Source organism: Pedobacter polaris, assembly GCF_005116505.1.
Classification (GTDB): domain Bacteria; phylum Bacteroidota; class Bacteroidia; order Sphingobacteriales; family Sphingobacteriaceae; genus Pedobacter; species Pedobacter polaris.
In genome coordinates this window covers 67870-83001 of sequence record NZ_SWBR01000004.1, presented here as the reverse complement: position 1 = coordinate 83001, position 15132 = coordinate 67870, and the positions used below count along the sequence as shown (strand labels likewise).

General features: G+C 34.0%; 14 protein-coding genes. 4 read left to right on the top strand and 10 right to left on the bottom strand.

All coding sequences use genetic code 11. The features are described 5' to 3' along the window. Positions 1-146: 146 nt before the first annotated feature. Both FA048_RS15080 and FA048_RS15075 read right to left on the bottom strand, forming a co-directional pair. On the bottom strand, positions 147-707 hold the full coding sequence (locus tag FA048_RS15080) for a nuclear transport factor 2 family protein (RefSeq protein ID WP_169306883.1): 561 nt from the start codon (positions 705-707) through the stop codon (positions 147-149). A gap of 193 nt (positions 708-900) precedes the next feature. Then, positions 901-1761, bottom strand: a complete 861-nt coding sequence (locus tag FA048_RS15075) for an AraC family transcriptional regulator (RefSeq protein WP_136842589.1) — start codon at positions 1759-1761, stop codon at positions 901-903. Between the two features lie 500 nt (positions 1762-2261). Here FA048_RS15075 and FA048_RS15070 point away from each other — a divergent pair, with 500 nt between their 5' ends. Next, the gene (locus FA048_RS15070) at positions 2262-2639 is read left to right on the top strand and encodes a hypothetical protein (protein WP_225872555.1); all 378 of its coding nucleotides are present in this window, start codon (positions 2262-2264) and stop codon (positions 2637-2639) included. A 301-nt stretch (positions 2640-2940) separates the two neighbouring features. Here FA048_RS15070 and FA048_RS15065 read toward each other — a convergent pair whose 3' ends face one another. The 3 genes from FA048_RS15065 to FA048_RS15055 form a co-directional block, all read right to left on the bottom strand. Further along, positions 2941-3705 carry an MBL fold metallo-hydrolase gene (locus FA048_RS15065; RefSeq protein WP_136842587.1) on the bottom strand — a complete coding sequence of 255 codons (765 nt, stop codon included), beginning with the start codon at positions 3703-3705 and terminating at the stop codon, positions 2941-2943. 147 nt (positions 3706-3852) lie between these two features. Then, entirely contained in the window at positions 3853-4503 is a 651-nt protein-coding gene (locus FA048_RS15060; protein ID WP_136842584.1) for a LolA family protein, read from the bottom strand. Between the two features lie 56 nt (positions 4504-4559). Continuing rightward, positions 4560-7130: an FtsK/SpoIIIE family DNA translocase gene (locus FA048_RS15055; protein WP_136842582.1), complete on the bottom strand. Its 2571-nt coding sequence runs from the start codon at positions 7128-7130 to the stop codon at positions 4560-4562. 460 nt (positions 7131-7590) lie between these two features. Between FA048_RS15055 and FA048_RS15050 the strand changes: the two genes are divergently transcribed. Further along, positions 7591-8247, top strand: coding sequence for an ankyrin repeat domain-containing protein (locus tag FA048_RS15050; RefSeq protein WP_136842580.1), 657 nt, complete (start codon positions 7591-7593; stop codon positions 8245-8247). Positions 8248-8306: 59 nt separating this feature from the next. On the opposite strand, the gene FA048_RS15045 is transcribed toward FA048_RS15050, so the two are convergent. The 4 genes from FA048_RS15045 to pyrF form a co-directional block, all read right to left on the bottom strand. Next, on the bottom strand, positions 8307-8528 hold the full coding sequence (locus FA048_RS15045) for a PspC domain-containing protein (protein WP_136842578.1): 222 nt from the start codon (positions 8526-8528) through the stop codon (positions 8307-8309). Between the two features lie 4 nt (positions 8529-8532). Then, complete coding sequence (locus tag FA048_RS15040) at positions 8533-9813, bottom strand: DUF2851 family protein (protein WP_136842576.1); 1281 nt, start codon at positions 9811-9813, stop codon at positions 8533-8535. A gap of 289 nt (positions 9814-10102) precedes the next feature. Then, positions 10103-11008 (bottom strand): DMT family transporter, encoded by a 906-nt coding sequence (locus FA048_RS15035; RefSeq protein WP_136842574.1) that lies wholly within the window; start codon positions 11006-11008, stop codon positions 10103-10105. After that, positions 11005-11835 (bottom strand): orotidine-5'-phosphate decarboxylase, encoded by an 831-nt coding sequence (pyrF, locus tag FA048_RS15030; protein WP_136842572.1) that lies wholly within the window; start codon positions 11833-11835, stop codon positions 11005-11007. Before pyrF ends, FA048_RS15035 begins: the two co-directional genes overlap by 4 nt. A gap of 269 nt (positions 11836-12104) precedes the next feature. Between pyrF and rho the strand changes: the two genes are divergently transcribed. Beyond that, positions 12105-13913, top strand: coding sequence for a transcription termination factor Rho (gene rho, locus FA048_RS15020; protein ID WP_205943504.1), 1809 nt, complete (start codon positions 12105-12107; stop codon positions 13911-13913). Between the two features lie 77 nt (positions 13914-13990). Further along, positions 13991-14671, top strand: a complete 681-nt coding sequence (gene pssA / locus FA048_RS15015) for a CDP-diacylglycerol--serine O-phosphatidyltransferase (protein WP_136842570.1) — start codon at positions 13991-13993, stop codon at positions 14669-14671. A gap of 72 nt (positions 14672-14743) precedes the next feature. Here the strand turns inward: pssA and FA048_RS15010 are convergent, their stop codons facing one another. Continuing rightward, complete coding sequence (locus tag FA048_RS15010) at positions 14744-15121, bottom strand: Hpt domain-containing protein (RefSeq protein WP_136842568.1); 378 nt, start codon at positions 15119-15121, stop codon at positions 14744-14746. Positions 15122-15132 lie beyond the last annotated feature (11 nt).

The window sequence follows — 15132 nt, the reverse complement described above, 5'->3', positions numbered from 1 at the left end:
CAGCAACAACTTTCCGTTCTCCATTAATTTTGATCAATGAATGGAAATAGGTGGAATCTTCATCTGTAGCATCATCCCCCATTTCAACTTGGACAATTGCTATAGTGGGTGTTTTGTATTTTGATATTTGGTGCTGAGCCAAATTTCTATTTTGTTACCTGATAAATTTTACTAATGATTTTCCAATCGCTACCATCTTTTACCAAAGTAAACATATCGGCATATTTGTCGGATCCAAATTGCGATTCAATTCTCACTATTGCAGCATCACCTTCTACATCCAAAGTAGTGAGTTTATAACTCGCTTCCATTGGCTCTAAAGCCGAAAATCCATCGATTAGTACTTGGATAGGAACACTCTTCAATTCTCCATTTTCTGACCATGACATTGTTGCAGTTGACGCAAATGCTGGTTTTGCAATATTACCGTCGCCTTTTCTTCCTGCTTCAACATATAAATCTATTGCTTTCAGGATGCCATCTTTTTGTTCTTGATTGTTTTGCATAACTTCTTTTTTATTATTTTGATTATTACTATTTTGACATGAAATTAATAAGCTTCCAAAAGTTAAGGCTGATAGTAATAATACCGTTTGTACTGAGGGAAACACTTTTTTTGCTATATTTCTACTACTTTCTCGTAATCCATTAATTTTTACGTCTGCAGAGTGAGAGATAGCGCCTTTTTGGCCGTGATTGTTTTGCATAATCATCTTGTTTTAATTTGTTATTAATGAGACTAATACACTGCTTATTAATGACAGAATTATTAACTCTTTTCTATAACAAAGGTACAATGACGAGAATTCGATGGCTTTTCTAATTAGCTCAAAGATTTTGTCTAATTAGTCCTTTTTTGATGGCTTAAAGGAACGATGAAAGATGCTATTAGATTACCTATTAACGAGAGACACTTGGTGCCTGTCCGTGAAATTCCTTGTATATTCTTGAAAAGTGGGATACATTTTCAAATCCTAAGGAGTAACATACATCAGAAACAGACATTATAGTTGTTTCCAGCATTTCTTTTGCTTTTTCTAATCTCTTTTCTCTTATCCATGTTGCAGGTGCAATATTGTAGATATTTTGAAAATCTCTTTTAAAACTTGACAAACTTCTGCCAGAGAGGTATGCCAATTCTGAAACCGATACCGGAGATGCATAATGTTGTTCAACCACGTTGCGGATATCAGTCCTTACAGGCTCATGTAGCTGAAGGATCTGTAAAAACATATTTCGATTGCATTCCGCAACATCATACAATAATTCCATGATTTTTATACGAAGCTGTCCAGGATGAACCACAGAATCATCAAAAAAATATGGCTTTAAAGATTGAGCAAATGCAACCAGACATTCGTTCATGGGATAAACGCCTGTTTTTATCTCTCCTTCAGGTTTTGATATTTTAATTTCTGAGGTAGATAAGAATGATTTCAGGAGATCATCTTTTATGCTGAACATTAAACTGTCATAAATATTATCATTTTCAGGATTTCCGAATTTATGATATTTTACAGCAGTGGCTTTCTTAAGTAAAATCATATCGTTCTTACAAAGCTTATATTCCTGTTTTCCATAAGTAAGAATTACTGAACCTTCTAGGACGATGAGGAGTAAATGCTGTTCGAGGTACATTGTTCCTTTAACTTCCGTACTGTGTATGCACTGTTCAATTACAGAGCAACCATCCAACATCAAAGCATTTTGCGGCGCATCACAACCAATTAAAGAAGTTGGAACTTTAATCATTTTTTTCATTTACTTATTTTTTGATGTAATACGACATTAAACAATCGACGGTACTTGATTCGTAATTATATAGCATCGATTAAAACAAAGGTATAACTCTTTTAAACGTGTAGATGTTCTTTTAAGGTCAAATATTTATTCTAAATAGTCCATGCCGAACTTATTTATTGAGATAATAATTGTTTAGATATATTTTTCCCTCTCAAATTATATGCTTTTAAATGCAAGGGTACTTACAGGCATATTGCCAATTTTTTTGTGCTAAGCTAATCTTCTAAAGGTATCTACGGCCTTAGAAGACTTAAAATTCGTTAACTTTTATCATAGATTTAAAAAAACTTCCTATATGGGAAGTTTTTTTAGTTTCAATGCTTATCGGACGAATTTAACTTCAACTACGCTAGGCTTAAGCACTGAAAAAAATTTCCTTTTCATGGTTTTTGGCAGGTTAGTTTAATAAACCCTAATTATCTTATGGCTGATTGTTGTCGAAATCGGACACTATTTGATTGGCACTAAGAATTATCGCTCCCTGGCGCAATGTGGTTGCCATTCAATCGGGGCACCATTATTGGAAGCTTATGGGAAAACATATGATTACTATTAACAATGTCCAACCCTTGGACGCAACGCAATTGACCGATATTTTAAAGACTGAGTTTCCTTCGTATGTTAATGAGCGGCTTGGAAGCAACCTGGCGGTCGAATTTGCACATGTATCCGATTTTGTAAATATCAGCTTTCCTGAAGTCATCGAGGGCAATGCTTACACGATTATCGTTAGTGATGATAGCCTTGAGCTTTCGGACCATACATCCGAAGGAACCTATAATGCCGAACTGCTCGAAGAGCACTTGATTGCATTTCTGATTCTAAAGGCGAGCTAGGTCTATCAATATATTATTTTTCGGATAAAACATTTTGCTAAAGAATGTGTTTAATATTCGAGAGCGTTAATTTAGATGAGCGGGAAGGGCCAATGGTTTTTCCCGCTTTTTTATAGGTCTAATTCCAGCCTTTGTTCTTTCCTGCGAAACAGAGTCACTTTAAATTAAATGATTACGTTCACTTGCTGAGCGTAAGGATTTCCCCAACAGCCGGTCACATCTAACGCTCCAGACTGATTAATTTTTCGGTTAGATTGTTCAATCGAATGATTTTAAGCGTTTTTTTTAATAGCTCAACGCATTACGCTATAGTAAAAGATAAACGATCATAAGCCAATTTGATATGAGGAGGCAATTCTTTTTCAATATCAACATGTAGGCCTAAATTATGGCTCATGTGTGTAAAATAGGTAGTTTCTGCTCCGGCTTTATTAGCAAAAGCTATGGCTTCATCTAAAGTAAAGTGAGAGATGTGATCTTCTTTCTGTAAAGCATTAATCACCAACACCTTGCTTCCTTTAATTTTAGCTAATGATTCATCAGAAATTGTTTTTGCATCGGTAACATAAGTAAAATCATTAATCCGATAACCTTTAACCGGCAATTTATAATGCATCACATCAATCGGTATAACTAAATTCCCTTTTACCTCAAAAGGACTTTCATCAACAGTAAATAAGTTAATTAATGGTAGTCCATGGTATTTAATATCCGAAAAAATATAAGAGAATTCTCTTTTTAGCGCTTCTTGCACCCTTGGTGTTGCATAAATATCAATGTGCTTTTTAAGGATGTAATTGAAAGGCCTAATGTCATCTAAGCCCGCAACATGGTCTTTATGTTCATGCGTATATAAAATAGCATCTAAATCCATTACCTTTTCTCTAAGCATCTGGTATCTAAAATCAGGACCACTATCAATTACAATTGTAGTGCCTTCTATTTCAATTAAAACCGAAACCCTTAATCTTTTATCTCTACTATCAGAAGATTGGCATACAGCGCAGCTACATCCAATTACCGGAATGCCTTGTGAAGTACCTGTACCTAAAAATGTGATTTTCAAACTTTGTTTTTATAAGATGCTTCGACAAGCTCAGCATGACAAATGAACTATGAGCAATAATACTCAAAAAACACTTAAAACAAAAAAGGTTTGAGCAATTGCCCAAACCTTTTAACGTGTATCTCAATAATTATCGAGATTAATTAATTATCTTAAATCTACCACTTCAACACCAGGGTATTTTTTGGCATCAAAAGCAAAAGTTGTTTCTGGAACTTTAGCATTAGGGGTAAATGTTTTAACGTTATAAGTATAAGTATTTCCATTTTTCTCGAAGATAACCACATTAGCAATCTGCTTAGTAGCTTTATCTATACTTAAACGAACTTTAAAAATTGTTTTCTTAGCATCTGTCGGAGACAAATCAATCATTTGATATGTTTTTGCACCAACTTTACTTTCACCAGTATAGATATACTTAAATCCTTTTTCGTAAATGGTAAAAATCTTTGCCGGATTAATTGCATCGCTGCTATTGTCTACGTTCGAGATTTGTACTTCTTTATCGTTTTTAAGATAAGTCCACTGTACCTTACCATCACTAATTAAATCTTGATTGGTCATTGCAACTTTATACTTATTCGCGTTAGCTTTAACGTATAAAGTACCTTGTTGGGTTTCTTTAACTTTAGCTTGTGCATTGTTTAAAGTAAATGTAAAGTCTGTTTTTACAATATTGTAAGTACGATACTTTTTACTTACCTCTGCCAAAATTGCTTTAGCTTTTGCATCTGTTTGTGCCGATGCCACAAATCCGAATGTTCCTAGAACAAATAATGTTACTATTATCTTTTTCATGTTTTTTAAATTTATCTACTAACAACGCTTCAATTTCAGGTTAGTAGAGCGTACATCTATTTTTTGTTATTAAGGTTATTCAAGAACTGTTCCAAAGCGTATTGATCTGGCAATAAAACTTCTCTAGCCTTGCTCCCTTCAAACGGACCAACAACTCCTGCAGCTTCTAATTGATCGATGATTCTACCTGCCCTATTGTAACCCAATTTCATTTTACGTTGAATTAAGGATGTAGAACCTTGTTGATGTGTTACAATCAGCTGTGCTGCATCTTCAAATAAAGGATCTCTATCATCAGGATCGAAATCACCTTTGGTAGATTCTGCATTTTCATCTATATATTCTGGTAGTTGGTAAGCATCTGGATAACCACGTTGGCTACCAATAAATTCAGAAATACGGTCAACTTCAGGTGTATCAACAAAAGCACACTGTAGCCTTATTAAGTCGCTACCTGTAGATAAAAGCATATCTCCCCTACCAATTAATTGATCTGCACCACCACTGTCTAAAATAGTTCTCGAATCTATTTTAGATAAAACCCTAAAAGCTAACCTTGCCGGGAAATTCGCTTTAATTGTACCTGTAATAATATTTACAGAAGGGCGTTGTGTCGCCAAAACTAAGTGAATACCAATAGCACGAGCTAATTGTGCTAAACGAGCAATTGGTGCTTCCACCTCTTTACCTGCTGTCATCATTAAATCGGCAAACTCATCTACTACCAAAACAATGAATGGTAAAAAACGGTGACCATTATTTGGGTTCAGCTTACGCTTGATAAATTTATCGTTGTATTCCTTTAAATTTCTTACTTGTGCATCCTTTAACAAATCATAACGTTGATCCATTTCTATACACAACGAGTTTAATGTATTTACTACTTTTTTGGTATCTGTGATAATGGCATCAGCTTCTCCAGGTAATTTGGCTAAGAAATGACGTTCAATTCTATTAAATAAAGTTAACTCTACTTTCTTGGGATCTACCAATACAAATTTCAGTTGCGCTGGATGTTTTTTATAAAGCAAGGAAACCAAAATAGCATTGATACCAACAGATTTACCCTGACCAGTTGCTCCTGCTACCAATAAATGGGGCATTTTAGCCAAATCTGCAATAAACACTTCATTGCTAATCGTTTTACCCAAAGCAATAGGTAAATCCATTGTATTTGTAGCCCATTTCTCTGTATTCAAAATACTTCTCATTGACACCATTTCTGGATGTTGATTAGGTACCTCAATACCAATTGTTCCTTTACCAGGCATTGGTGCAATGATACGAATACCTAAAGCGGCTAAGCTTAAAGCAATATCATCTTCTAAGTTTTTAATCTTAGAAATTCTTACACCAGGTGCTGGAATAATCTCGTATAAAGTAACTGTTGGACCAATGGTAGCCTTAATCTTATCAATTTCTATGTTGTAGTGATTTAAGGTCTCTACAATTTTATTTTTATTGGCTTCTAATTCTTCAGCATTAACTGAAATTTTATTAGAACCATAATTCTCTAATAAATCTAAATTCGGGTATTGATAGCCAGATAAGTCTAATTTTTCATCGTAATTACCAAACTGTTCTACTAAGCCATTTGCTTTTACTTCATCCTCACTTTTTTCTATGGTAAAGGCTGGTTCTGGAGCTACTTCTAATGGAGTTGCTGCAGCGGTAACGGTAGGTGTTAGTATTACATTTGTACCCAAAGGGCCAGCAATAACATCTTCTACACTTTCCTCTTTGTTTTCAAAGCGGTTTGGTGTTAAAACAATGTTTTGTTCTTTTTTAGGTTCGTTTTTAAATCTATCATTAATACTAAATTCTACCGGACCAGAAGGCTCTTCACTTTCCTTATTTTTCGCAACTTCCTCTCTTATGTCACTTACATAATCTGCAACTTCATTATCTAGATAAACTTCCTTTTCACGCTGTGGGATTTTAAAATCGATATTGTAAGCAATAATTAAAACCGTTAGTCCTAAGAAAATAATTAACCCACCTACACCCGCTTGTCCAATTTGAGCAATTAATAATTTATTACTCCAATAGCCTATTTCGCCCTCTAAAAAATGGGGAGTATCTGAAAAGAAAGAATGTGCAAAACCAAATGTTAAAGACAAGAAAAGTAAAAAGAACAAGCTATAGCCTAAAACTTTCTCAACTCCAAATATTCTAACTTTAAAAAGTAAACGATATCCAATTACAAAGAATACAAATACAAATAAAAATGAGGCAATGCCAAACCACTCGTAAATAAACTGATGGGATAATAATGCACCGATTTTACCTAACCAGTTCTGAATCTCTGGCGCATCTACACCATTATTTTTTAATTCTTCAATTCCTTTAAAAAGATTGCTCCAGCCACCATTTGCATCAATTACATAACTTTGGTCTTCTTGCCAAGTAAATAAATAGGAAGTAAAGGCAACTAAAAAATAAATAGAAATAATAACAAAGAAAAGCCCAATTATTTTAAATAATCGTCCATTTTGTAAATCGAAAGTGGGTAAAAGATCTATCTTAGCCCGGGGTGCTTTAGTTGTAGTTTGCTTCTGGCCAGCTCTCGTTGGTTCAGCTTCTTGCTTAAATGAGTTTGATTTGAATGAATTCCCCTTTACCGGCATCTTTCGAAAATGTTATTAATCAACAAATATAAAACATATAGTTGTTTGTGATGTATAAAACGAATACGATTTAAAGAAATTATTTCGAATTGCCAAAAGGGTTTTTTAACATTTAGTTAATGGCGATTAAACTTTCTTAATAAATGATAGTCTTACTTAAAAGCTGAATAAATAATTTTGTTTAGATAGTTTTGTTTTAGGTTAATCCTGCTTAATAATATTGAGCAGGATTTTTTCTTTTATAACGATTAGAGTTTTTGTCATTCAGCGTAGCGAAGAATCTTTTGAGTTAATTCTCTTTTTATAGATTCCTCCAAAGTCGGAATGACAACAATTATACGGAACAGCCTTCATTTTACTTAATTCCTTAATGCTTAAAACCGCTAAATCTATCGTCAACATTTAAAATTCTCAATTTATTTTTGTTAATTTAAGCTGTTAGTTTAAAATAACCTTTAAAATGGATATTACGCATCTCGAAACACTTATTGAAAATGATCAACTAGAGGAAGTTGTTGCCTTACTTACGCAAAAACCACAATTGGCTAGTCAAACTACTTCGCATCAAATTTCTCCGGTATTATTAGCCTGTTATTATAAAAAGTTAGAGATTGCTAAGGCAATTGCAGAATTTGTACCAGAACTAAGTTTATTCGATGCTTGTGCCGTTGGAAAGTTTGATGATGTTACCTTGCTTATTTTTAAAAATCCTGCTACCATTAATTCATTTTCTATAGATGGTTTTACACCATTGGGATTGGCTTGTTATTTTGCTCACGAAGATATTGCTCGCTTTTTAGTACTTAAAGGTGCTGAGGTAAATGTGGCCAGTAAAAATGGATATAATGTTTTTCCTATTCACTCTGCTGTCGCGGCCAACAACTTTAACATTACAAAAATGTTATTAGATGCAGGTGCTTACCCTAATGTTTGCCAAAAATCTGGTGTTGCACCATTGCATTCTGCAGCTCAATTGGGCAATATAGAATTGATTATTTTATTATTAGAACACGGTGCTGAGGTAACTTTAAGAATGGAAGGTGGTAAATTACCAGCCGACTTAGCTGCAGATAAGGGGTTTAATGAAATTGCAGAGATTTTAATGCCTGAAGATTGAGTGATAAGTTTTAAGTTTTTTGAGATTTCACTTATAACTTATAACCTACAACTTTAAACTCAAATATCCCAAACCCTTAGCCTTACTTTTTTCACATAGTTTCTGATGTCTAAAACTACGGCAGCTAAAAGGTAAAACAGAATTGGAAAACCAACAGCTAAAAAAGAAGAGTAAATAAAGAACAAACGGACTTTGTTTGTACTCATATTAAACTTGTTAGCTAAGTAGGTAGAAACCCCAAAGCTTTGCTGTTCGAAAAAGGTAACAATACGTTGAAACATCTTTTTATTGTTTTAATAGCTTAATACCAATACCACAAGTTAAGCATTTTTTTTCATTGCAATACTTCTTTTTCAATTGCAATAATGCTTGTGAGTTAAAGGCATTTTTTACAAGAACGCCTGCATCCTCGTATTGTTTTATAATTGCATTGTTTTCACTTGATATATTCTCTAGCAAATAAAAACTTCTTGTTACATAATTATGCTGGTCTAATGCTTTTCCATAGGCGAATAAAAATAAACTTAGTGTATTAATTAATACATTTTGAATAGATGATTTACCCAATTGTAAACTGACATTTTCTGCCTCTTTATTAAAATGGTAATGGGTTTCCCAAAATGGATTTACCGGTAAATTCTCGAACAGTATTTGAGAGTTTCGATAATCTCTCATCACTAAAATTTTAGAAAACAGATGATTAGAATTAACGATTAGCGCTGCAAATTGTGCTAATCTTAAAGTAGGAAAATTCTGTGGGCGCATTCGCATAAATTTCCACAGTGAGATATCTATTGATTTTAAGCCGTATTTCTTTTGTAGAAATTTATATTCTCTCTTCAATTGATTTGGATATTCATCCACAAAACTTTGATTTAAAAAACCTGCTTGTCCAAAAATTAAGGCTTCTATTTGCAATGGATTATCTTTGTGTTTGGCAAATAATTGTTGTGGCAAAGACTGGGCAAGCATCTCCATAGGAATTGCATTTACCTTAAAGCCAAAGTTACGAGCTATAAAATGATAAAAGGTTTCATCCCAGTCTCCCTTTAATTCTTTTAATTTATCATAAATTTCATTAGATTTTTGCGCTAATCTTTCTACTAAAACCCGTGACAAAAAGCTATTGATTAAAAATTCGTCAACTAAGTGGATTTGCTTTTCGCATGGAAAATTATTCACCGAGGTAATCAGCTGTTCATAATTATCTAATAAGTGTAAAGGGAAAAGGCCTTTTAATATTAATACCGGAATTACCGTTCCATCTCTTCTATAAATTGAAGTATCATCTTCATAAACTACATGAAGAATTACATTTTCATAAGCGCTATCTTGTTGATGATGGTGCAAAAGCCAATCTGATGATTTAATATGAATCTCTACATTTCCAACCCAAGTCGTATCTCCAATAATTAATTTTGCCTTACTAAAATCTGGACCTGCATCTCTATTTACAGTACCCTGGTGCAATACCTGAATAATTTCTCCTGCTGTGGTTCGCAATGTTTGAGCACCATACAATCGAAATTGCCAAATGAAATGCAAAAATTCTTCAGTAAAGTTCATAGCTGAAATTATGCAATAAAATAGAAGAATTTAAGGATTGCTGAAAATTTAACCTACGGTTATAAAAATTAAATTACAAGGAAATATATGTCCCTTAAGACTATGCATTTTTGCCGTCATTCCCGTAAAAGCGGGAATCTTAAGGCTCAATTTCCCTTTCAAACGCATTACGATACCCAATCAAGTTGGGTATGAGAACCAAATAACAACTTCAATAAATTTATTTGCTTCACTATATACTTATGGAAAAATGACAGCCAAATAAATTCAGCGTGACGAACAATCTGAGTTAAGCTAACTCTTTTTGCTTTCCCTTGTAGTTTGTAATAAAAACCCCTAAAATAATTAAAGCAGTAGCAATTAATAAATCGTAAGTAATAACCTCATCTAAAATTAGCCAGCCTAAAAATATAGCAATGATGGTATTGAAATAAGAAAGTATGGAAACTTTAGTTGCTGATACCTTTTTTAGCGCATAATTATAGCAGAAATAACCAATTATAGAGCCAAAGACCCCTAAATAAACTACAGCTAAAAGGCTTTCCAAACTCCAACTACTTGGATCAATTTTTTCTGAAAATACAAATGCAAAAATCAATTGTACAACCGCAGAAAACACAAATTGGTAAAATAAGTCAAGAAATATATTTGAGGTTTGTTGCGTATATTTTTTGGTATAAATGGTTCCAATTGCCCAACCAGTTATTGCTATCGCTAAAAACATTATTCCTGTTTTATAATTTGGGTCGAGCAAGTCGCTTAGGCCATCTCTAAATATAAAGGCAACTCCTAAAAAGCCTACAACAACACCCACAACGCCTTTTAAAGTTAGTTTTTGAAGGCCGATAATAACACAACCAATAAAGACCACTATCGGATTTAAAGCATTTAGTAAAGATGTTAATCCACTTGGAATACTTTGCTCTGCTACAGTTGTAAGACCATTAGCTATGATAATCATTAATGAAGACAGTAAAATTTGTCTTCTTAAAGCTGGCCAGCCAATCCATTTCAATTGGTTTTGTTTTAGCAAGAAAACCAGTAAAATTAATGACGCAATAGTTTGACGCATTGCAGTAACAAACCAAGGCGGTATGGTATGAACGGCAACACGGATACCTAAATAAGTTGTTCCCCAAACAATGGCAACCGCAAGTAAGGCTCCAATTAGTTTAAAATTTGTTTTGGAGTTCATAATAGATTTGCGGCTTTCAAAATCTGCTCCATTTCTTGTTGCAATAACAAAGCTTCTTCTCTTGCCTTTTCGGCAAAATCTAAACCATCACTCGCATATATAATGCTTCTAGCAGCGTTAACCAATAATCCGCATTGCGAATTTAAACCATATTGACAAACTGCCCTTAAGCTTCCACCCTGTGCACCAACCCCTGGAACCAATAAAAAATGTTCTGGTGCCAACTGGCGGATATGCTGAAACTCCTCTGCTTTTGTAGCACCAACAACATACATCATTTGGTCGCTAGTTGCCCATTTTTGTGAAGTTGTAATTACCTGTTCGTATAATTTCTGGTCGTCACTCTGTTTAACCTGAAAATCTTGACTACCTGAATTTGACGTTAAAGCTAAAAGAATAACCCATTTATTTGGATGATTTAGAAACGGAGAAACAGAATCCTCGCCCATATAAGGTGCAATCGTGATTGAATCGAAACTCATTGCAGCACTTTCTTCATTAAAAAAGGCTTCAGCATACATTGCAGAGGTGTTCCCTATATCTCCACGTTTTGCATCGGCAATAGTAAAAACATCCTTAGGAAAGTGTTTCCAAGTTTCAACTAAAGTTTCCCATCCTTTAACTCCCCTGCTCTCGTAAAATGCGGTGTTAGGTTTGTAAGCAACGCAAAGATCGTGAGTAGCATCGATCAACTGCTTATTAAACTCTAAAATTGGATCGTTATATTTTAACAGGTGTTTTGGAATTTTATTTAGTACTGGATCAAGACCGATGCACAAAAAAGATTTTTTATTTTGTATCTGCTCAAAAAGTTGTTCTTTGTTCATTTTAATGGGGGAATGGTGCACAAAGATGCCAAATTTTGATGATTTTTTGATTGCTAATGTTTGCACAAAATGATTTTTTTTTAAACAATTTTCATTTTTAGTTGCTTATTAATTTTCAAATACATACAATTGTGCCATAATTCCCGAATGTTTATCTGAATATCCCAGAAAAATTTCAACAAAAATTATTTATAGAATGTTTTTAAAAGCATTTTTCCGTTATATTTTCTGATAAACTCAAATTAAAATTTCTCGACAAACACATATAAATGTTTAATAAAACAGAATTAACTGAAAAGCTTACTGCAGAATTACGTGAGTTAGCAAAAAATGAAGGTGTTACGAACGCAGATGACTTGCGCAAAACCGACCTGATTGAACAAATACTACAACAACAAACCAACAAAAGCAGTACTCCAGAAGTTGCACCAAAAACTGCTACTCCTGTAAAAGAGGCTAAACCAAAGTTGGTTAAAGAGAGTAGTGATAAGCCTCTTGCTAAAAAAAGGGCTCGTATCTCTAAAGATGATAAAAATACCCAGCCACAACAACCAGAGCGTGAGCGAGTAACTTTATTTGATGAGCCTCAAACTCGTAGGTCAGAACCTGAAACTCAATTTGAACCTCAACCTGAAGTTGAAGAAATTGAACCTCCAGTTGTTACTTTACCTCCAGATTTTGTAGACGATCCTGAAAGGCTAGAAACCATTGCTGAAAAATTGCAAAATCAAGCAAATAAACCTGTTCAGCCTAACCCTAATCAAAACAAAAAAGACAGGTTGCCAAGAGAGGCGAGACCTGTTAAAGAACCAAAGGAAGTGGCAGTTGGTGAAGAAAAGCCAGCTAGAGAAGAAAGAGCACCAAGAGAAGACAATAACAATCGTCCTCAAAAAAACCAAAACAATCCAAACCAAAACGGCGGAAATCATAAACAAAACGAAACAAGTTACTCTAACTTAGATTTTGATAATACCATTACCAATGAAGGTGTTTTAGAAATCATGCCTGATGGATATGGATTTTTACGTTCTGCCGATTACAATTATCTTTCGTCACCAGATGATATTTATGTATCACAATCGCAAATTAAATTATTTGGCTTAAAAACAGGTGATACGGTTAACGGAAGTATTCGTCCGCCAAAAGAAGGAGAAAAATATTTCCCATTGGTAAAAGTAGTAAGCATTAATGGCCGTATTCCTGCAGATGTACGTGATCGCGTTCCATTTGACTACTTAACTCCTCTTTTCCCTACAGAAAAATTAAACTTATTTACAGATAGCAGCAATTACTCAACCCGTATCATGGATCTATTTACCCCAATCGGTAAAGGTCAACGTGGTTTAATTGTTGCGCAACCAAAAACTGGTAAAACTAATTTATTAAAAGAAGTTGCTAACGCCATTGCTAAAAACCATCCAGAAGTTTATTTGATTATTTTATTAATTGATGAGCGTCCGGAAGAGGTTACTGATATGGCTCGTAGCGTAAGAGCAGAAGTTATTGCCTCTACTTTTGATGAACCAGCAGAACGCCATGTAAAAATTGCAAACATAGTTTTAGAGAAATCTAAACGTTTGGTAGAATGTGGTCATGATGTAGTTATCCTTTTAGATTCAATTACTCGTTTAGCAAGAGCTTACAACACAACTGCACCTGCTTCTGGTAAAATATTATCTGGTGGTGTTGATGCAAATGCATTACACAAACCAAAACGTTTCTTTGGTGCTGCACGTAACATTGAAAAAGGTGGTTCATTAACAATTTTAGCAACCGCATTAACAGATACAGGTTCTAAGATGGATGAGGTGATCTTCGAAGAATTTAAAGGTACTGGTAACATGGAGCTACAGTTAGATCGTAAATTATCTAACAAACGTATCTTCCCTGCTATTGATATTACAGCTTCGAGCACACGTAGAGATGATTTATTGTTAGATAGAGAAAACCTACAACGCATTTGGGTATTGCGTAACCACTTGGCAGACATGAACTCTCAAGAAGCAATGGAATTGGTACAAGCCCAAATTAAAGGCACTAAAACCAATGAAGAATTTTTGATGGGAATGAACGGATAGAAAGTTTTACGTTTTAAGTGGTAAGTTATATGTCTTGCTTGCCACTTAAAACTCATAACGTATAACTTACAACTCAAATGAAGAAACACATCCCTAACGCTATAACCTGTGCTAACCTATTTTCGGGTTGTATTGGAGTAGTTTTTGCTTTTAAAGGTGAGCTAGAAATAGCCGCTTATTTGGTTTTATTATCAGGAATTTTCGATTTTTTTGACGGCATGGTTGCCAGATTGCTCAATGTAAAATCTGAAATTGGTAAACAACTAGATTCATTGGCTGACATGGTAAGTTTTGGCTTTTTGCCAGGTGTTGTCATGTATCAGCTTTTAAAAGTTAGCGATTACAGTTCTGAGTATCTACCTTATTTGGCATTCATTATCACCGTATTTTCTGCTTTACGTTTAGCTAAATTTAACATTGATGAGAGGCAAACTGAAGATTTTATTGGACTAAATACACCGATGAACACACTGTTTATTGTCTCTTTACCTTTTATTGCTAAGGATTACCCTGAAATAATTGGCTCGTCGATAGCTTTAATCGCAATTATTGCTATTACAAGTTATTTATTGGTAAGTGAGATTAAAATTTTCTCGTTTAAGCTTAGTGATACGAGTTGGGCAAATAATAAGTTTAAGTTTATATTTCTAATCGCTTCCTTAATTCTTATTGGATTTTTAAAGTTTGTTGCAATACCTTTTATTTTGGTATTCTATATTGGTTTATCAATACTTCATTTTAGAACCCCAAAACGCTAAGGGGCCACACTACCTAAAGTTCAGTTGTAAGAGAAGTGAAAATGCATAAACGGTGAAAAATTTCCTTTAGGCTTAAAGTTTTTGCTGTAAAAGGGCTCTGGCCTCATCTAATTGTCTATATAAAATAGTAACAAAACTTTTTGCTTCAGCAAAGGCAGCAGGAATTTCTTCAATATTTTTCAGTTCTCTAGCATTACGCTCAATTTCTTGCATGTGATCTCTAACATCTTCTCTACCCACATAGTAAAATGTTGGTTTCATTTTATGTGCAAATTCTGAGGTTGCTTTCCAATTCTCTGCTATAATGGCATTCTCCAAATCATCCATATATATTGGTGTTTGTTTTTGAAAAGCATCTAACATTTCTATCATAAACTCGGCACTGTCACCAGACATATCGCTTAAATAAGTTAAGTCTAGTGGTTCATTATTTTTTTTTTCATCGATCATTAACCAAAGCT

Coding starts and splice junctions, on each gene's coding strand:
- FA048_RS15060 (WP_136842584.1), bottom strand. CDS start 4,503: ATGAAAAAGATAATAGTAACATTATTTGTTCTAGGAACATTCGGATTT.
- pssA (WP_136842570.1), top strand. CDS start 13,991: ATGAAGAAACACATCCCTAACGCTATAACCTGTGCTAACCTATTTTCG.
- FA048_RS15075 (WP_136842589.1), bottom strand. CDS start 1,761: ATGAAAAAAATGATTAAAGTTCCAACTTCTTTAATTGGTTGTGATGCG.
- FA048_RS15050 (WP_136842580.1), top strand. CDS start 7,591: ATGGATATTACGCATCTCGAAACACTTATTGAAAATGATCAACTAGAG.
- FA048_RS15035 (WP_136842574.1), bottom strand. CDS start 11,008: ATGAACTCCAAAACAAATTTTAAACTAATTGGAGCCTTACTTGCGGTT.
- FA048_RS15055 (WP_136842582.1), bottom strand. CDS start 7,130: ATGCCGGTAAAGGGGAATTCATTCAAATCAAACTCATTTAAGCAAGAA.
- rho (WP_205943504.1), top strand. CDS start 12,105: ATGTTTAATAAAACAGAATTAACTGAAAAGCTTACTGCAGAATTACGT.
- FA048_RS15010 (WP_136842568.1), bottom strand. CDS start 15,121: ATGATCGATGAAAAAAAAAATAATGAACCACTAGACTTAACTTATTTA.
- FA048_RS15040 (WP_136842576.1), bottom strand. CDS start 9,813: ATGAACTTTACTGAAGAATTTTTGCATTTCATTTGGCAATTTCGATTG.
- pyrF (WP_136842572.1), bottom strand. CDS start 11,835: ATGAACAAAGAACAACTTTTTGAGCAGATACAAAATAAAAAATCTTTT.
- FA048_RS15080 (WP_169306883.1), bottom strand. CDS start 707: ATGCAAAACAATCACGGCCAAAAAGGCGCTATCTCTCACTCTGCAGAC.
- FA048_RS15045 (WP_136842578.1), bottom strand. CDS start 8,528: ATGTTTCAACGTATTGTTACCTTTTTCGAACAGCAAAGCTTTGGGGTT.